Source organism: Streptomyces verrucosisporus (genome assembly GCF_017114865.1).
In the GTDB taxonomy this organism is placed as follows: Bacteria; Actinomycetota; Actinomycetes; order Streptomycetales; family Streptomycetaceae; genus Streptomyces; species Streptomyces fenghuangensis.
Genome location: NZ_JADEYH010000023.1, coordinates 23,596 through 41,203, shown reverse-complemented (window position 1 = coordinate 41,203; position 17,608 = coordinate 23,596). Strand labels below are relative to the sequence as shown.

General features: G+C 71.3%; 17 protein-coding genes. 9 read left to right on the top strand and 8 right to left on the bottom strand.

The features are described 5' to 3' along the window. The first annotated feature begins 384 nt into the window (after window positions 1-384). Window positions 385-795 (top strand): DUF2267 domain-containing protein, encoded by a 411-nt coding sequence (locus IQ279_RS21580; RefSeq protein ID WP_206350632.1) that lies wholly within the window; start codon window positions 385-387, stop codon window positions 793-795. A 199-nt stretch (window positions 796-994) separates the two neighbouring features. Here IQ279_RS21580 and IQ279_RS21575 read toward each other — a convergent pair whose 3' ends face one another. The 3 genes from IQ279_RS21575 to tnpA form a co-directional block, all read right to left on the bottom strand. Next, complete coding sequence (locus IQ279_RS21575) at window positions 995-2,224, bottom strand: helix-turn-helix domain-containing protein (RefSeq protein ID WP_206350631.1); 1,230 nt, start codon at window positions 2,222-2,224, stop codon at window positions 995-997. Between the two features lie 334 nt (window positions 2,225-2,558). After that, entirely contained in the window at window positions 2,559-4,196 is a 1,638-nt protein-coding gene (locus tag IQ279_RS21570) for a mobilization protein (RefSeq protein ID WP_206350630.1), read from the bottom strand. A gap of 207 nt (window positions 4,197-4,403) precedes the next feature. After that, window positions 4,404-4,820, bottom strand: coding sequence for an IS200/IS605 family transposase (gene tnpA, locus IQ279_RS21565; RefSeq protein WP_093850225.1), 417 nt, complete (start codon window positions 4,818-4,820; stop codon window positions 4,404-4,406). Between the two features lie 25 nt (window positions 4,821-4,845). Here tnpA and IQ279_RS21560 point away from each other — a divergent pair, with 25 nt between their 5' ends. Together IQ279_RS21560 and IQ279_RS21555 are read left to right on the top strand one after the other, a co-directional pair. Then, window positions 4,846-6,054, top strand: coding sequence for an RNA-guided endonuclease InsQ/TnpB family protein (locus tag IQ279_RS21560; RefSeq protein WP_206350629.1), 1,209 nt, complete (start codon window positions 4,846-4,848; stop codon window positions 6,052-6,054). Window positions 6,055-6,122: 68 nt separating this feature from the next. Further along, complete coding sequence (locus IQ279_RS21555) at window positions 6,123-7,277, top strand: tyrosine-type recombinase/integrase (RefSeq protein ID WP_206350628.1); 1,155 nt, start codon at window positions 6,123-6,125, stop codon at window positions 7,275-7,277. Between the two features lie 7 nt (window positions 7,278-7,284). Here the strand turns inward: IQ279_RS21555 and sodN are convergent, their stop codons facing one another. Beyond that, window positions 7,285-7,680 (bottom strand): superoxide dismutase, Ni, encoded by a 396-nt coding sequence (gene sodN, locus IQ279_RS21550; RefSeq protein ID WP_093661405.1) that lies wholly within the window; start codon window positions 7,678-7,680, stop codon window positions 7,285-7,287. Window positions 7,681-7,847: 167 nt separating this feature from the next. On the opposite strand from sodN, the gene sodX reads away from it, so the two are divergent. Next, window positions 7,848-8,264, top strand: a complete 417-nt coding sequence (sodX, locus tag IQ279_RS21545) for a nickel-type superoxide dismutase maturation protease (protein ID WP_206350627.1) — start codon at window positions 7,848-7,850, stop codon at window positions 8,262-8,264. On the opposite strand, the gene IQ279_RS21540 is transcribed toward sodX, so the two are convergent. Further along, the gene (locus tag IQ279_RS21540; RefSeq protein WP_206350626.1) at window positions 8,183-8,797 is read right to left on the bottom strand and encodes a CGNR zinc finger domain-containing protein; all 615 of its coding nucleotides are present in this window, start codon (window positions 8,795-8,797) and stop codon (window positions 8,183-8,185) included. The genes sodX and IQ279_RS21540 overlap by 82 nt on opposite strands. Window positions 8,798-8,895: 98 nt before the next feature. Here IQ279_RS21540 and IQ279_RS21535 point away from each other — a divergent pair, with 98 nt between their 5' ends. Beyond that, complete coding sequence (locus IQ279_RS21535) at window positions 8,896-9,696, top strand: class I SAM-dependent methyltransferase (protein ID WP_307792468.1); 801 nt, start codon at window positions 8,896-8,898, stop codon at window positions 9,694-9,696. Between the two features lie 124 nt (window positions 9,697-9,820). On the opposite strand, the gene IQ279_RS21530 is transcribed toward IQ279_RS21535, so the two are convergent. Beyond that, the gene (locus IQ279_RS21530) at window positions 9,821-11,026 is read right to left on the bottom strand and encodes an NAD(P)-dependent malic enzyme (protein ID WP_206350625.1); all 1,206 of its coding nucleotides are present in this window, start codon (window positions 11,024-11,026) and stop codon (window positions 9,821-9,823) included. Between the two features lie 558 nt (window positions 11,027-11,584). Between IQ279_RS21530 and IQ279_RS21525 the strand changes: the two genes are divergently transcribed. From IQ279_RS21525 to IQ279_RS21510, 4 genes are all read left to right on the top strand, one after another. After that, on the top strand, window positions 11,585-12,562 hold the full coding sequence (locus tag IQ279_RS21525) for an ABC transporter substrate-binding protein (protein ID WP_206350624.1): 978 nt from the start codon (window positions 11,585-11,587) through the stop codon (window positions 12,560-12,562). 43 nt (window positions 12,563-12,605) lie between these two features. Further along, entirely contained in the window at window positions 12,606-13,610 is a 1,005-nt protein-coding gene (locus IQ279_RS21520) for an amino acid ABC transporter permease (protein ID WP_206350622.1), read from the top strand. After that, window positions 13,607-14,380: an amino acid ABC transporter ATP-binding protein gene (locus IQ279_RS21515; RefSeq protein WP_277402568.1), complete on the top strand. Its 774-nt coding sequence runs from the start codon at window positions 13,607-13,609 to the stop codon at window positions 14,378-14,380. Before IQ279_RS21520 ends, IQ279_RS21515 begins: the two co-directional genes overlap by 4 nt. A gap of 183 nt (window positions 14,381-14,563) precedes the next feature. Then, window positions 14,564-15,526: a zinc-binding dehydrogenase gene (locus IQ279_RS21510; protein WP_206350620.1), complete on the top strand. Its 963-nt coding sequence runs from the start codon at window positions 14,564-14,566 to the stop codon at window positions 15,524-15,526. 65 nt (window positions 15,527-15,591) lie between these two features. On the opposite strand, the gene IQ279_RS21505 is transcribed toward IQ279_RS21510, so the two are convergent. Both IQ279_RS21505 and IQ279_RS21500 read right to left on the bottom strand, forming a co-directional pair. Continuing rightward, on the bottom strand, window positions 15,592-16,689 hold the full coding sequence (locus tag IQ279_RS21505; RefSeq protein WP_206350618.1) for a PadR family transcriptional regulator: 1,098 nt from the start codon (window positions 16,687-16,689) through the stop codon (window positions 15,592-15,594). Between the two features lies 1 nt (window position 16,690). Next, window positions 16,691-17,596: a DUF4097 family beta strand repeat-containing protein gene (locus IQ279_RS21500; protein ID WP_307792467.1), complete on the bottom strand. Its 906-nt coding sequence runs from the start codon at window positions 17,594-17,596 to the stop codon at window positions 16,691-16,693. Between the last annotated feature and the right edge of the window lie 12 nt (window positions 17,597-17,608).

Genomic DNA, 17,608 nt, shown 5'->3' with positions numbered 1-17,608 from the left:
CGAGGTCGGCGCCGCGTGAGGCGGAGGGAGGGGAGGTGTCGGGCGGGCGCGCCCCCGCGCGCCGTCGCCGCAGGTGAGGCGTATGCCTTCGCGAACGCCGTGACCCGTTCCGTATGAAAGCGCTTCTCCCGGGCACACGGGTGTACGCCCCGGTCGACGGAAGCCCGCTGTCGCGCCTCCCCTGGACCAGGGCTGATACGAGGTGGCTGCGCACCCCTGAGCCGACTGTTGTCAGGTTTTCTTGACCTGGGCTATACAGATGGACGGAGGGCATTGCACTCAGTGCCGCACCGCCGACTGCCCCGCGTTCCTGGCGGGGCAGCGGGCGACGGCCCGTGCCGACCACCTCACCGGTACCAGTCAGTACGGAAGGGGAGATGGATCATGCGGTGGAGCGAGTTCGTGGCGCAGGTACGCGAGCGGGGGCAGTACCCGACGGCCAAGGAGGCGGAGCGCGTCTCCCGGATCGTGCTCTCGGCGCTCGGCGGCCATCTCACCGGTGCCGAGCGCACGGAACTGGCCGTCCGCCTCCCGCAGGAGGGCACGCGTGTGCTGACCGACCAGCTCAAGGTGGTCAAACCGCTCAGCGGCGCGCAGTTCGTCGACAGCGTCGCGGCCCGCATCGAGGGCGCCACCCCGGCGACGGCGCGCTGGGACGTCAGCTCGGTGCTCAGCGTGGTCGCCGAACTCGCCGAGGAGGACCTGCTCGACCGGATCATCGACCGTCTGCCGCCCGGCTACGCCCTGCTGTTCGGGCGCGCCCAGCTCGCCCGCCGGACCGGCCAGCTCGTCTGAGCTTCGAGACCGGCCGGGAGACGGCCGGCCGAACGGCGGCGCGGTGTCAGGACGGTGAGGGGAGGCGAGCGGATCCCCGCACCCCCGCAGGGGCGCGAGCACTGACTCGCGCCCCTGCGTACGGGACGGCCGCGGCCCCCGCACGGGGGCGCCGGCCGTCCTACGAGGCCGGGGCCCCTCAATCAGAGGAATACGGCTCTCATCCGTCCAGGTGGAAGCGGTCGGACATGCGCCTCAGCTTCTCACGGGTGGATGTGCGTTCGGCATAGACGATGCTGCGCAGGGTGGAGCGGGCGATGGGGTGGTTGCGGACGAGTTGCGGTGCGACACGCTCGGCCGTCTCCAGCTCGGACAGGGCCTTGTCGCGGTTCCCGTCCCACAACCAGGCTCGCGCGAGGTCCATGTGGTGGTGCCCCTGGCGCGAGTTGGGCAGGGAGGCGACCAGCTCCGGACCGGTGCGGCGGTTTATCGCCAGGGCCTTGCGCTGTTCGCCCGTCTCCAGGGCCACGCTGATGGCGTGGATCTGGACGTTGCCGGGCGAGAACGTCAGCGAGTGCCTGTCGTACACCGGGGGACCGGTGTAGGCGCTCATGCGGTCGACCGCCGTCCTCGCCAGGCCGATACGGTCTTCGGCCTCCGCAGACCGACCGCCCCGCGCCGCAGAGACGGCCGCACGGAGCTGGAGCGACCCCCACGCCCGCACAGCCAGCGGTTCGCCCCGCTCGTACCCCTCCTGCACGCTGCTGATCGCCTTGTCCGACAGGACGACGGCGTCCTCCCAGTCGGCACTGGCCCACATGTCCCACACGCGCATCCAGTCGGCGACGGCGGGCAGCACGGGGTCACCGGACAGCCTCGCGAACCAGGCGGCCCGCTCACACGCCATGGCGATCAGCTCGGGGTGGCCGAGAGCGTGGGCGGCGGTGTGGGCGAACTTGCAGCACACCGCGTAGATCGCGTACGCCTCCTCCCGCTCGTGCCCGGTGGACACCTCGGCGAGAGCACGGGCCTCGCGGAGCAGATCCGGCAGGACCCGCAGGATGGCCACGTTCGAAGCCGTGTCCCGCAGCCGGTGCAGACGGGTGACCCCGCCCCACAGCTCCGCCGCCGGGCGGGGAATGCCGTCGTAGACGGGCGCGAGGTCGTAGCGGCGCAGCTCCCGAAGGATCGAGGACGCGGCGACCTGCCACTGGTTCCCGTCGGGCGAGCCGGTGTACGGACGACCGATCAGGTCATTGGGATGAACGTGCAGCTCGGCCGCCAGCAGGTTCAGTATGCCGACACGGTCCAGCTCGATCAGACCGCGCTCCATCTTGGACACCCAGCCCTGCGACTTCCCCAGGGCCGCGGCGAGGTCCGCCTGCGGCATGCCCAGCCGCAAGCGGGCACGCCGGGCACGGCGGCCGATCTCCTCGGCTTCTTCCAGCATCAGGGCGCCTCCCACATGTCGGTTGGCCGGCTGTGCTCAAGCGGTCGGCAGGGCGTGGTGGCTCCGGCCGGTCGAGCCTCGTCACGAGAACGGTACCCATGCCAACGCAACTGTGGGCCAGCCCCTGCCGAGGCAGCTGCCTCGGCAGGGGCTGGCCCAGTGAAGTTCTCGGCGCCGATGTGTCCTACGGTCAGCGGCGTCTGCTGTGCCGTCCGGTGGGGACGGGCCTCGCCCTGTTCCTTCAGGGACGGACCGGGCGTTCCCCGAGGGAACACGTTCGCTGTTCCCTCGGGGAACATGCCCGACGGCGGTGATCACGACGATTTTCGCGTCATCAGCGCCTTCGCGGGGACTCTGGCTGGGAGCGATCGGGTACGGCTGCAGCGGACCCTGGCTGCGCGGTGCCTGCGGGGGTGGGGCGGACGGACCCTTCCCCTGCCATGCCGGTGAGGCGGTTCAGGCGCCAGGTGAGGGTGTCGCTGAGGGAGTGGGCGGTGTGCAGTTCCCGATGGGTGACGGCTTCGGTCAGCAGGGCTCGGGGGTCGTGTCCGGCCTGGTGGGCGTGGGTGAGGGTGACGGCCAGGGCGGGCCAGCCCGGCTCGCGCAGTATCTGCTCGGCGAGCTGCGGTGCGGTGGCGTGCAGGAGGGCGGCGGCCTGGTCGCGGACGGGCCGGGCCAGGTGGCGGCCCTGCTCCCGGAGGCGGGCCATCGGTTCTTCGGCGGCCACCGTGTAGGCGGCGCGCAGGTGGGTGGCAGCCCGGTGGGCGGCTTCGGCCTGCTGGGCGTGGCGGCGCCTGGCGTGCCAGTGGGCGGCGGCGATGACGACGACCAAGGCGGTGTCGAGGAACAGGGCCAGCCCGGTTCCGTCGCCGGTCACCGGTGCAGTGCGTAGCTCCCGGATGGCGCGGCGCAGGGCGCGGGCGTGCCGGCCTTGGGCGCGGATGCGGGAGCGGGCGGCGCGTTCGAAGGCTTCGGCGGCCTGCCGCAACCGAGGGCGCAGGTCGTGGGGGGCGAGCAGTGGCAGGGTGTCGAGGGCTTCGCCGAAGGCGGCGAGGTGGGCCTGAGCGACTGCGTCGTCGCTGTGGTCGAGGTGGTGGTGGGGGATACGGTCGGCCGCAGCGGCGGCCTGCTGCCAGGGGCTGGTCCGGTGGTCCGGCTCCTGGGCGGGTTGGGGGCTGATGGCGGTGAGGCGTTCCGCGATCCTGGGGTACGACAGGTCGGAGGCGAGGGCGGAGCCGGAGAACCAGACTGGCTGCCCTGCGGCGTTGGTGTCGCCTTCGGCGGCGACCTTGTAGCCGCGGACGTCGCCGGAAGGGAAGTGCTGGACGTCGACGAGGACGCCCTCGACGCCGTCGAGGAGGTGGAGGAACTCCTCCGGGCTGGTGGCGATGGAGACCAGTTGGCGGACGGTGGTGCGCAGGCGTTCGCGGGAGGTCTTCTGCCGGCCGTGGCGGCGGGCCTTCTCCTGCTCGGCCCGGGTGGGCCGTTTGGCGGCGGTGCGGTCACCGCGCACCACCTGGCGCAGGCCGTACTCGGTCTCGATCGCCGCCAGTTCGCGGTCGGCGGTGAGGTAGTCGTTCCAGTGGCGGGCCTTTTGCAGATCACCGCGGACGGTGGTGGCGGCGATGTGGATGTGGCCGCGCGAGTGGCGCTGGAGCGGGAGGTCAGGGGGTGGAGCACCACCGAGCTGGCGGAGCGGGTGACGAAGGCCGGCGTGAGGATGAGTCAGACCGCGGTGTGGCGTATCGAGAACGGCAAGCCCCGCCGCCGCATCAACCTCGACGAGGCCCTCGCCTTCGCCCGCGTCTTCGAGTTGCCCCTGGAAGAGCTGATGTCCCCGCCTCTCGAAGGGCTCGACGTCAACAGCAGGCGGCTCGTTCAGGAGGCCGTCGAGGCGTTCTACCAGGCCCGTGACGCCCAGGACCGCCTGCACCATGCCGTTGCAGCCATCGCCGACCACATCCAGGCCCACCCGGACAGCTCACGGGCCATCCACGAGCAGTGCCTTCGCCTCATGGGCGACGAGCGCGACGCCCGCACCCTCACCGAACACATCGAGGGTGGCGGCTACCGGGACTATTCGCAGTGCACCGGGTTTCAGCCCGGTGGTGAAGCGAATCTGAGAGCTGCTCTGACCTCAGCTGTGGGCACGGATCTGCACTGTTCACCTCAGCCCGGGTCAGAGTGGCCGGTTCTGCTGCTCGATGTACTGCTTCACGATGCTGAGCGGCGCGCCGCCGACGGACCCGGCGAAGTACGAGCCGGACCACAGGCGCTGTGCCCGCCAGTAGTGGCGGACGAGGTCGGGGAACTCCTGGCGGAGCCTGCGGGAGGACACGCCTTTGAGGGAGTTCACCAGCCTGGACACGGCAACCTTCGGCGGGAAGTTCACGAGGAGATGGACGTGGTTGTTCTCGCCGTTGAACTCGACCAGCTCGGCCTCGAAGTCCTCGCACACGGCCCGCATGATCTCCTCGCACCGCGTCAAGTGCCGGTCAACGAAGACGGAGTGCCGGTACTTCGTCACGAAAACCAAGTGGACATGCATGCGGAAGACGCAGTGACGACCAGTGCGAACGTTCTCATCGATACCCATAAACCAACTGTGTACCATGATCCGCATGCAGCTTCGGTACAGCTTCCGCTTGTACCCGAGCGTCGGTCAGCGCATGGCGTTAGCGAGGGCGTTCGGGTGTGCGCGGGTGGTCTACAACGACGCGCTTCGCGCTCGGGAGACCGCCCGCAGCGAGGGGCTGCCGTTCCCGAAGACCGGCGACCTGTCGAAGGCGCTGATCACCGAGGCGAAGAGCACCCCGGAGCGGGCGTGGCTCGGCGAGGTGTCGGCGGTCGTTCTCCAGCAGTCGCTGCGCGACCTGGAGGCCGCGTACCGGAACTTCTTCGACGGCCTGAAGGGCAAGCGCCCGCGCATGGGCGCGCCCCGGTACAAGTCGAAGAGGGACACCCGGCAGTCGGTCCGGTTCACGGCGAACGCCCGCTGGTCGATCACCCCGGGCGGCAGGCTGCGTCTGCCGAAGATCGGCGACGTCAAGGTGAAGTGGTCCCGCTCCCTGCCGTCGACGCCGTCCACGGTGACCGTGGTCAAGGACGCGGCAGGCCGGTACTTCGCGTCCTTCGTCGTGGAGACCGGCCCGGAGGAAGTCCTGTCCCAGGTCGCGCCCGAGGTGGGCATCGATCTCGGGCTCGGACACTTCGCGGTCCTCTCCGACGGGACGAAGATCGACAGCCCGCGCTTCCTGCGCCGGGCCGAAAAACGCCTGAAGAAGGCGCAGCGCTCCCTCTCTCGCAAGGAGAAGGGCAGCAAGAACCGGGACAAGGCCAGGATCCGCGTCGCACGGGCACACGCCCGTGTCGCGGACGCGCGCCGCGAGTTCCACCACCAGCTCTCCACACAGCTGATCCGCGACAACCAAGCGGTCGCCGTGGAGGACCTGGCGGTGAAGGGACTCGCGCGCACGCGCCTGGCCAAGTCCGTGCACGACGCCGGGTGGTCGGCGTTCGTGAGCATGCTGGAGTACAAGGCCGCCCGGTACGGCCGTACCTTCGTGAGGATCGGCCGGTTCGAGCCGACCTCCCGGGTGTGCTCCGTGTGCGGCGTCAAGGACGGCCCCAAGCCCCTCCACATCCGAGAGTGGACGTGCCAGGCGTGCGGGGCGGTCCTGGACCGGGACATCAACGCGGCGGTCAACGTCGCCAAGGCCGCCGGACTGGCGGCATCAGCCTGTGGAGCGCAGGTAAGACCGGGACTCGTCCCGGCACCGCGCGGCGAAGCAGGAACCCACTCGACACCGCAGCCTTCAACGGCGCGGTAGGCGGGAATCGCCGTCCTTCAGGGCGGCGAGGATGTCAATACCGATAACCGAACCGGAGGAGAGGTCACTTGGCCAACATCCAGAAGTGCCCCAACGGCAAATGGCGGGCCCGCTACCGCGACCTCGACGGCAAGGAGCACGCCCGCCACTTCATCCGCAAGCTCAACGCCCAGCGTTGGCTCGACGAGGTCACGGCCAGCGTCGTCACCGGCCAGTACGTCGACCCGCGCGCCGGACGGATCACGTTCGAGAAGTACGCGAAGAAGTGGGAGGAGTCGCTCGTCGCCAGCGAGGCGGGCGAGCGCATCACCGACAACGCGATGCGGCTCCACCTCGTCCCGGCGCTCGGCTCCCGCGCCATGGCGGCGATACGCCGCAACGACATCCAGGTGCTGTTCAAGAACCTGCCCGAACTGCTCGGCCCCGGCAGCGTGCGCAACGTCTACGACGTCCTCGTGCGCGTCATGACCGCGGCCGTCGAGGACAAGGTCATCGCCTCCAGCCCGTGCCGCCGGATCACTCTCCCGCCCATGCCGGACGAGGAGGTCACGCCGCCCACGGTCGCTCAGGTCGAGGCCATGGCACGTGTGATGCCGCCGTACGTCCGCGCGGCCATCGTCACGCTCGCCGGATCAGGCATGCGCATAGGCGAGCTGCTCGGCCTCAAGGTGTCGGACGTCGACTTCAAGGCCGGCACCATCCGCGTCGAACGGCAGCGTCTCCAGTCGGGGAAGATCGGTCCGCCGAAGACCGCCAAGTCCCGGCGCACGGTCCCGGTCGGCGAGGTCGTCACCGATGCGCTCCTGACGCACCTCGCCGCGCGCCCTTCCAGGGAGTGGCTGTTCACGAAGGAGGAGGGCGAGCCCCTCGACTATCGCCGCTGGAAGACGGAGTGGAACGGCGCCCGCAAGGCGCTCCAGGCGGAGGAGAACGAGGCAGCCGAGCGGGAAGGCCGTAAGACCGTCGAGCTGCCGCACATGGTCACCCACGACCTACGGCACTTCTTCGCCTCCGCCCTCATCGCCGGCGGAGCGAGCGTCAAGCAGGTCCAGCTCGTCCTCGGCCACGCGTCCGCGGTCATCACCCTGCGGATCTACGCCCATCTGTGGCCGGGCGAAGAGGACCGCACCCGGTCCGTCATGGACGCCGTGCTCGGCGGACTGCGGACCGGGTGCGGACCGGAAGACCTAGCAGCCAAGGAAAGCGCAGGTCAAACGGCATGATCGAAGATCAGGCCTTCTTGGTCTCCCAGAAGATCTTGTCGATCTCGGCGATGAGGTCCAGCAGCTTCTGGCCCGTGGCCGGGTCGGTGGAGCCCTTGGCGGCCGAGGCGGCCTTGAGGGCGTCGTTCACCAGCTGGTGGAGCTGCGGGTACTTCTCGAAGTGCGGGGCCTTGAAGTAGTCGCTCCACAGCACCGAGATGTGGTGCTTGGCGAGCTCGGCCCGGTTCTCCTTGATGTACGTCGCGCGAGCCCGGTAGTGCGGGTCGTCGTTCGCCTGGTACTTCTCCTGGATGGCCTTGACCGACTCGGCCTCGATGCGGGCCTGGGCCGGGTCGTAGACGCCGCAGGGAAGGTCGCAGTGGGCGCTGACCTTCACCTTCGGGGCGAACAGGCGGGAGAGCATAGAGCTGTCCTTCCTCGTGATCGTCTTCTCACGTGCGAGATTACTCCGTGAGGAGCGCCTTTTCGCGTGTGCCCCCACTCGCCCGGGACAAAAGTCCGAGGGATGCGGGGACCAGAGGGGTACACGGGGAGGGCGCAGGGGCGAGGACGGGACCGGAGGTGCGGCGGATGCCGGAGCGGGCGGACGAGCAGGGGAGCCGCGGGCTGCTGCGGATCGGGCTGGCCGAGGTCTACAACCCGTCGATGGAGCCGACGCTGCGCCCCGGCGACCTGCTGGTGGTGCGCTACGGGGGAGCGGTGCGGCCCGGGCACGTGGTCGTGGTGCGGCACCCCTTCCAGCACGACCTGCTGATCGTCAAGCGGGCCGTGGGGCGGCGGGACGGCGGCTGGTGGGTGCGGGGCGACAACCCGTCGGTGCTCAACGACAGCCGTGAGTTCGGGGTGGTGCCCGACGAACTGGTGGTGGCACGGGCGTGGGTGCGGCTGCGGCCCCTGCGGCAGGTTCAGCGAACCCCGGGCGCGTTGCTGGGCTGGGTCTTCTCGGCGCTGCGGCCGCTGCTCTCCAGGCGTTTGCGGGCCCGGTAGGCGGCGACGTTGGCGCGGGTGGCGCAGCGGTCGGAGCAGTAGCGCCGGGAGCGGTTGGTCGAGGTGTCCAGATAGGCGTTGCGGCAGGGGTCGGCCTGGCATACGCCCAGCCGGCCCACGCCCAGGTCGGTGAGGTGGAAGGCCAGACCCATGCAGGCGACGGCCGCGTATCCGGCGGTGGCGTTGGCGGGGTGGTCGGCCAGGTGCATGTGCCAGCGGGGGCGGCCGGCGTCGTCGAGGTGGTCGTGGCCGGAGATCTGCGGGCTGGCCGGGAACTCCATCAGCAGGGAGTTGAGCAGGTCCACGGCCCTGGTCTCGTCCCCTTCCGAGGCGGCGGTGAAGACCGCGCGCAGCCGGGCGCGCACCCCCCGCAGCCGGGTCACGTCGGCCTCCGTGGCGCGCCGTGCGGCGCTCTGGCCCGGGCCGAAGAGGGCGCGTACGGCCTCCACGGAGGTGAGCGTGTCCTCGCCGCGCCGCGGCTGCTCGGTGTTGACCAGCCGCACGGCGAAGTCTGAGTAATAGTTCAGTTCCACTTGTGGTCCTTACGGGCGCGCTCTATGGTCGTGGAGGGGGCGGGTAAGGGTCGTCTCTCGTTACAGGCTATTACGTATCCAGGGTGCGGGAGGCTGTCGTGACGCAGGCGGACACGGAGACCGGGCCGGGGGCGGCCGGAGCCGAGCGGTGGAGGTACTGGCAGGAGAGCTGGGACCGGCAGCAGGAGTGGTACCTGCCCGACCGGGAGGAGCGTTTCGCGGCGATGCTCGACGCCGTCGAGGCGCTGGTGGGGGCCGAGCCCGGGGTGCTGGACCTGGCCTGCGGCACGGGGAGCATCACCGGCCGGCTGCTGCGCCGGTTCCCCGGAGCCACCAGCACCGGGGTCGATCTGGACCCGGCCCTGCTGACGATCGCGCGCGGCCATTTCGCCGACGAGCCCCGCGCCGCGTTCGTCACCGCGGACCTGCGCGACGAGCGGTGGACGGACGCCCTGCCGCACCGGTCGTACGACGCCGTGCTCACCTCCACCGCGCTGCACTGGCTGCGCACCGACGAGCTGCGGGCGCTGTACGGGCGGCTCGCGGGCGTCCTGCGGGACGGCGGGGTCCTGATCAACGCCGACCACATGCCCGACCCCGCCACGCCCCGGATCAACGAGGCCGTGAACGCCTTCCACCGGGCGCGGCGCGAGCGTGAGAAGGCCGCGGGCACCCAGGACTGGGCGGACTGGTGGGCGGCGGCGGCCGCCGATCCGGTGCTGGCCGAGCCGGCAGCCGAGCGCTTCCGGATCTTCGGCGACCCGGTGGCGGGGGACCATGCCGACGGCGAGACGCAGCCGGCGGCCTGGCATGTCGAGGCGCTGCGCGCGGCGGGCTTCGCCGAGGCGCGCACGGTGTGGGCGTCGCCGGCCGACGCGATGGTGCTCGGCCTGAAGTGACCGGGTCGGCGGGTGCCGGTCTCCGGGACCGGCGGCCCGGGGACGGAAAGGCCGCGGGGGCGGTACGGGACCAGGCCCGTACCGCCCCCGCGGCCTTGTCGCACAGTGGCCGCTCAGCCACCGCTCAGCGCCGCGCCACGCCCTCCGCGCGGGCCGCGGCGGCGACGGCGGAGGTCACCGCCGGGGCGACCCGCTCGTCGAAGGGGGAGGGGATCACGCGGTCGGCGCTCAGCTCGTCGGCGACCACCGCGGCCAGCGCCTCGGCGGCGGCCAGCTTCATGCCCTCGGTGATCTTCGAGGCCCGCACCTGGAGGGCGCCGGCGAAGATGCCGGGGAAGGCCAGGACGTTGTTGATCTGGTTCGGGTAGTCGCTGCGGCCGGTGGCGACGACCGAGGCGTACTTGCGGGCGACGTCCGGGTGGATCTCCGGAGTGGGGTTGGCCATGGCGAAGACGAAGGCGTCCTTCGCCATCCTCGCGACGGCCTCCTCGGGCACCGTGCCGCCGGACACGCCGATGAAGACGTTCGCGCCGTCCATCGCGGACTCCAGCGACCCGCTCAGCCCGGCCTTGTTGGTGAAGCCGGCCAGTTCCCGCTTGACGTCGGTGAGGTCGGTGCGGTCGGCCGAGACGATGCCCTTGCGGTCGCAGACCGCCACGTCGCCGATACCGGCCTCCACCAGGATCCTGGCGATGGCCACCCCGGCCGCGCCGGCTCCGGAGATGACCGCGCGCAGCTCGCCGAGCGCGACGCCGCGCAGCCGGGCGGCGTTGCGCAGCGCGGCGAGGGTGACGACGGCCGTGCCGTGCTGGTCGTCGTGGAAGACCGGGATGTCCAGGCGCTCCTGGAGCCTGCGCTCGATCTCGAAGCAGCGCGGAGCCGAGATGTCCTCCAGGTTGACGCCCCCGAAGGAGGGCGCGAGCCGGACGACGGTCTCCACGATCTCGTCCACGTCGGTGCAGTCCAGCGCGATCGGGACCGCGTCCACGCCGCCGAACTGCTTGAAGAGGATCGCCTTGCCCTCCATTACCGGCAGCGAGGCCTGCGGGCCGATGTCGCCCAGGCCCAGCACCGCGGTGCCGTCCGTGACGACCGCGACGACCTGGGACTTCCAGGTGTAGTCGTGGACCAGTTCCGGCTGTTCGGCGATGGCGCTGCACACCTTGGCCACACCCGGCGTGTAGGCCAGGGAAAGGTCGTCCGCGTCCCGCACTGGCACGGTCGCCCGGACCGCCATCTTGCCGCCGCGGTGCAGGGCGAACGCCGGGTCGATGGCCGACTCGACGCCACCGTCCAGCTCGCCCTGGGAATTGACGATCTCCGCTGCCACTGTTTGACCCCTTTGCTGAAATTCCTGATCGAGGGTGGCCGCTGCCTGGTCGAGGCGCGGGCGGGCACCACGTCCGCGGCCTCTCCGGCGGATGGGGCCGCCGTCGAGGGGGTAACGAACGCCGGGCGCGTCGCACTCGCGCCCTGGTCCCCGGGTGAGGGGTGTAACTGCTCTTTCTACCGGATGAGCACCACCACGCACGAATGTTTTCCGTCTCACCGGCTGCCCGCGAACCGCGCCGGACATGGGTCACCCTGGGCAAAGGGCCTGTAGGGAGGGTGGAAGACCGATCGACACCGCGGTAGGGGAGTGACGAAGCTCTCTCCCCCTATGTGTGCGTATTCGCTCGTTTGAGCGGAGGCGGGTGGGCGGGCGGCGGCAAACGTCTGGTCAGGCGCCGATCGTTCCCGGACGCCCGTTATCCGATTTTGACATGGTTGGCATCCTGACCTCTGGTGTCCGGATGGCAAGATGCCCCCATCACGCAGTGTCGCCGCGCGCCCGGGCGTGCCCGGCCGGCCACCGGACACTCCACATCACCCCGCAGGAGGACTCCTCATGACCGCACGCACCGACCGCCCCCTGCCCTCGGTGGAAGGCTCCCGCAGGCCGTCCGCGCGCCGGCGCCTGGCCGCCGCCGCGGCCGTCGCGATCACCGGCTCCCTGCTGCTGACCGCGTGCGGGGACCAGACCGACAAGGGCGGCGAGGGAGGCGGCGGCGAGGCCAAGAGCTCCGAGGCCCCGCTGTTCGACAAGCTTCCCAAGGACATCCAGTCCGCCGGCGTCATCAAGGTCGGCTCGGACATCGCCTACGCGCCGGTCGAGTTCTACGACGAGAACGACGAGATCGCCGGTATCGACCCCGACCTGGGCGAGGCCCTGAGCAAGCAGCTCGGCGTCGAGTTCGAGTTCGGCAACGGCACCTTCGACGGGCTGATCACCGGTCTGAACTCCGGCCGCCACGACATCATCATGTCGGCGATGACCGACACCAAGCAGCGCCAGGAGGGCCTGGACGACAAGGGCGAGAAGGTCGGAGAGGGCGTCGACTTCGTCGACTACTTCCGGGCCGGCTCCTCGATCCTGGTCAAGAAGGGCAACCCGGAGGGCATCAAGTCCCTGGAGGACCTCTGCGGCGAGACCGTCGCGCTCCAGCGCGGCACGGCGAACGAGACGCTCGCCGAGGCGCAGAGTGAGAAGTGCGACAAGCCGATCAAGATCCTCGCCTTCGACAAGGACACCGAGGCCCTCCTCCAGGTCAAGCAGGGCCGCGCGGTCGCCGACATCAACGACTACCCGGTCGCCGCGTACAACGCCAAGACCTCCGGTGGCGGCGAGGACTTCGAGGTCGTCGGCGACCAGATCGACGCCGCCCCCTACGGCATCGCCGTCAGCAAGGAGAACACCGAGCTGCGCGACGCCGTCAAGGCGGCCCTGGACGCCATCATCGAGAACGGCGAGTACCACAAGGTCCTGGAGAAGTGGGAGGTCACCGACGCCGGAGTCGAGGAGGCAACCGTCAACGGCGGCAAGTGAGCCGCAGCGAACCTCCGTAGTTCCACAGCAAAGGTAACTCTCCGTGTCCGAACCTGAAGACAAGGCACCACCCGCACCGGTGCCGGCCTCCAACACCGAGGGCGGTGGAGCCGGGGCGGGCGGTGCGGTGCCGGTGACCAAGAACTCCCCGGTGCCGCCCGAGGCCGTCAAGGCCATCCCGGTGCGCCACTACGGCCGCTGGATAAGCGCCGCGATCGTGCTCGTCCTGTTCGGCCTGGTGGTGGCTGCCTTCGTGGGCGCCGACATCACCTGGCCGACGGTGGGGCGCTACCTCAACCACGAGACGATCCTCACCGGTGCGGTCAACACCCTGTGGATCACCCTGCTCGCCATGCTCATGGGCGTGGTGCTCGGCACCGTCCTCGCGGTGATGCGGCTGTCGAAGAACCCGGTGATGTCGTCCGTCGCCTGGGGCTACATCTGGGTCTTCCGCGGCACCCCCGTCCTGGTGCAGCTGCTGATCTGGTACAACCTGGCACTGATCTTCCCGATCCTGGACCTGGGCTTCTACCGCGACGAGATGAACGACGTGATGACGCCGTTCCTCGCCGCGCTGCTGGGCCTGGGCCTGAACGAGGCCGCCTACATGGCCGAGATCAGCCGCGCGGGCATCCAGTCGGTGGACGAGGGCCAGACCGAGGCGGCCCACGCGCTCGGCATGACCGGCTCGCGTACCATGCGCCGCATCGTGCTGCCGCAGGCCATGCGGGTCATCATCCCGCCGACGGGCAACGAGTTCATCAACATGCTCAAGACCTCGTCGCTGGCCTACGCCATCCAGTACAGCGAGCTGCTGTTCTCCGCCACCAGGATCTCCTCGCGCAACCTTGAGGTGATGGAGCTGCTGCTGGTGGCGACCATCTGGTACCTGATCCTCACCACGATCCTCAGCGTCGGCCAGTTCTACCTGGAGCGCTACTTCCAGCGCGGCTCGTCCCGCAGCCTGCCGCCCACGCCGTGGCAGCGGGTGCGCGGGAGCCTCACCTCGTTCCGCACGCCGAGCCGGGTGGGAGGGAAGACGGTATGACCACCCCAGCTGTCCCGATGGTGAAGGCGGAGGGCGTCCACAAGTCCTTCGGCCACGCGCACATCCTCAAGGGCATCGACCTGGAGGTCGCCGCGGGCGAGGTGTTCTGCCTGGTCGGCCCGTCCGGCTCCGGCAAGTCCACCTTCCTGCGCTGCATCAACCACCTGGAGAAGATCAGCGCCGGGCGGCTGTCGGTCGACGGCCACCTGGTCGGCTACCGGCAGAAGGGCGACAAGCTCTACGAGCTCAAGGAGCGCGAGGTCGCGGCCCAGCGCCGCGACATCGGCATGGTCTTCCAGCGCTTCAACCTCTTCCCGCACATGACCGCGGTGGAGAACGTCATGGAGGCGCCCGTCCAGGTCAAGGGCGAGTCGAAGGCGGCGGCCCGGGAGCGGGCCCTGAAACTGCTGGAGAGGGTCGGACTCGGCAACCGGACGGACAACTACCCCTCCCAGCTCTCCGGCGGCCAGCAGCAGCGCGTGGCCATCGCCCGCGCGCTGGCGATGGAGCCCAAGCTGATGCTCTTCGACGAGCCCACCTCGGCGCTCGACCCGGAGCTGGTCGGCGAGGTGCTGGACGTCATGCGGGGGCTGGCCGAGGACGGTATGACGATGGTCGTCGTCACCCACGAGATGGGCTTCGCCCGGGAGGTCGGCGACTCGCTGGTCTTCATGGACGACGGCGTGGTCGTGGAGTCGGGCCATCCGCGGGACGTGCTGACCGATCCGCAGCACGAGCGGACCAAGGCGTTCCTGTCGAAGGTCCTCTGAGAGGCGGACGCCGTCGCGAGGGCGGCGCGGACCCCGGACCGGGGCCCGCGCCGCCCTCCCGCCCTCCCGCCCTTCCGGCGCCGTCCGGCCGTCCCGCCTTTCCGGCCGTCCGTGCGGCCCGGCGGCGAGGGTCACACGGCTGTCCTGTTCCGCGGCGGCCCGGCTCGGCCTAGGGTTTGGATCATGTTTGCTGCCTATGCCGCGCGCATCGACCGAGACAAGCCGCTGACCGGACTGGAGCTGGGCGAGCGTCCGGAGCCGGACGTTCCGCTCGGCTGGACGACCATCGACGTCAAGGCGGCCTCCCTCAACCACCACGACCTGTGGTCCCTGCGCGGCGTCGGTCTGGGCGAGGAGTCGCTGCCGATGATCCTCGGCTGCGACGCGGCCGGGGTGGACGCCGACGGCAACGAGGTCGTGCTCTACTCCGTCATCGGCGCGACCGGGCACGGGGTCGGACCGCGCGAGCGGCCCTCGATCCTGACCGAGAAGTACCAGGGCACCTTCGCCGAACGGGTCGCCGTACCGCAGTGGAACGTCCTGCCCAAGCCGAAGGAGCTCTCCTTCGAGGAGGCCGCCTGCCTGCCGACGGCGTGGCTGACCGCCTACCGGATGCTCTTCACCAACGCCGAGGTGCGCCCCGGGGACTCCGTCCTGGTGCAGGGCGCGGGCGGCGGCGTCGCCACGGCCGCCATCGTGCTGGGCGCGGCGGCGGGCCTGCGGGTCTTCGCCACCAGCCGGGACGAGGCCAAGCGCAGGCGGGCCGAGGAGCTGGGCGCCGAGGCGGCGTTCGAGAGCGGCGCGCGGCTGCCGCACCGGATGGACGCGGTGATCGAGACGGTCGGGGCCGCCACCTGGTCCCACTCGGTGAAGTCCCTCAAGCCCGGCGGCAGGCTGGTCATCTCGGGCGCCACCAGCGGCCCGAACCCGCCGGCCACCGAGCTGAACCGGATCTTCTTCCTGGAGCTGAAGGTCGTCGGCTCCACGATGGGCTCCAAGGAGGAGCTGGCCGGGCTGCTGAACTTCTGCGCGGCCAAGGGCGTGCGCCCGGTGATCGACTCCACGCTGCCGCTGGACCGGGCCCGCGAGGGCTTCGAGAAGATGGCTGCGGGCGACCTCTTCGGCAAGATCGTCCTGACGGTCTGACGGTCTGACGGTCTGACGGTCCGGCGGCCCGCCACCGTTCCCGGGGAGGCGGGCCGCCGAACTCCCTACGCCCCCGGGCCGCCCCGGCCGTCCGTGCCGGGCGGACGCAGCAGGGAGACGATGCGGGCCGCCGCCGTCGACAGGTGGCGGCGGGCCTCGCGCAGCCGCTCCTCGTCCACGCCGTGATCGCGGGCCGCGTCCCGCACGTCGTCGCGGAACCGGTCCAGCAGCCGCTCCAGATCGCGCCGGGGGTCGCCGGACGGCGTGGCGGGCTCCTCCGCCCACCCGGGAGCCGCCGCCCGTGCCGCATCCGTCCGTTCGTCCGGCTCCGCCCGCTTCGGCCGTGGCGTGGCCCGGCCGCCTGCGCCGCCCAGGTCTCCCAGACCGCTCAGGCCCCCCAGCCCGCCCAGGTGCCTGCCCAGTTCCGACATGCCCGCGCGCACCGCGCCCTGCCAGTCGCCCCGCTGGGCGTGCGACTGGACCTGCTCCTGGACCTGGCGGGCGATCCGCTCGGCCTCCTGGCGGGCGGCGTCCCGCGCCTGCCGGGCCCTGCGCGCCTGGAGCCGGGCCTGCTGGGCCTCCTGGCGGGCGCGGCGGGCCTGCTCCTTCCACTGCTCACCGGCCCGGCGCATCTCCTCGCGTGCGGCCCGCAGAGAGTCCTCGTCGCCCCAGGAGCCCTCCCGGATGCTCTCCCACGCCTTCTCCCAGCCGGGCGCGGACGTACCGCCGCCCCCGGAGTCTTCGCCTCCTTCGGCGCCCGGAGCCCGCCCGGCGCCGCGGGTCCGCTCGGCCGCCTCGCGCATCTCGCGGCGCAGGTCGCCGGCCGCGCCGCTGACGTCCTCGCGGATGTCGGCGGCCAGCGCCGCCAGCGAGCGGTGGATCTCCAGCTCCAGATCGGTCAGCTCACCCTGCCTGTCGGCGAGTTCGGCGCGGCCGGCGTCGGTGAGCGAGTAGACCTTGCGGCCGCCCTCGGTGGTGTGGCTGACCAGCCCCTCGGCCTCCAGCTTGGCCAGTCGCGGATAGACGGTGCCGGCCGAGGGCGCGTACAGCCCCTGGAAGCGTTCCTCCAGCAACCGGATCACCTCGTAGCCGTGGCGCGGTGCCTCGTCGAGCAGCTTCAGCAGGTACAGGCGCAGTCGGCCGTGGGCGAAGACGGGGGGCATGTCACACGTCCTTACGGGGGGAGGGCTCGGCCGGCGAGGGTGTGCCGCCGGGCGCGAAGGGGGCGCCGGCCTCCTCGCCGGCTTCCGGCTCCGGGCGGCGCAGCAGGGCGATCGAGCCGGAGACGGTGGTGGCCCGCAGCAGTCCGTCGCCCGTGCCGAGGGTGCCGGTGACACGCCTGGCGCCCCACTGCCCCGATATCCGCAGCTCCTCGAAGGCGCAGGAGACGGCGCCCGCGGCGGTGCCCGCCTCCACGGCGGCGTCGGCCGGCTCCGGCAGCCGCAGGGCTATCCCGCCCGACACGGAACTCAGCCGGACATCGGTGCGCCGCCGCTCCCGCGCCGGGGCCAGGTCGACCGCCATGTCGCCGCTGACGGAGTCGGCCCGCACCGGCGAGCCGCCGCCGTCGATGACCGTGAGATCACCGGAGACGGAGTTGAAGCGCAGGCCCCCCGTCACGCCCTGTGCCTGCACATCGCCGGAGACGGTGTCGACCCGTACGTCGCCGCGCAGGCCCACCAGCGTGATGCCGCCGGTGACCCCGCGCACCTCGGTGCGCCCCTCGATACCGGTGACCACCGCGTCGGCCCCGACCACACCGACCTCGACCCGGACGCCGGCGGGCACGGCGAGCGAGACGTCGGCGCTGTGCGGCCACGTCTCGCGGTCGAGGAGGGAGAGGAAGCCCTTCCAGGGCAGGTCGTCGTAGGCGACCGTGAGCGTGCCGTCCTCCAGCCGGACCGTCGGCGGGGGTCCGGTGACGGCCCCGACCTCCAGCCTGGCGGGCGGGGAGTCGGTGCCGACGACATTCACCGCGCCGCCCACCACGCGCACCCGCAGTGTGTGAACGTCCTCCTCGAAGACGAGCGCGCACGGCGCGTCCACGGACCACTCGGACCGGCCTGGCACGGCGGCCTCCCC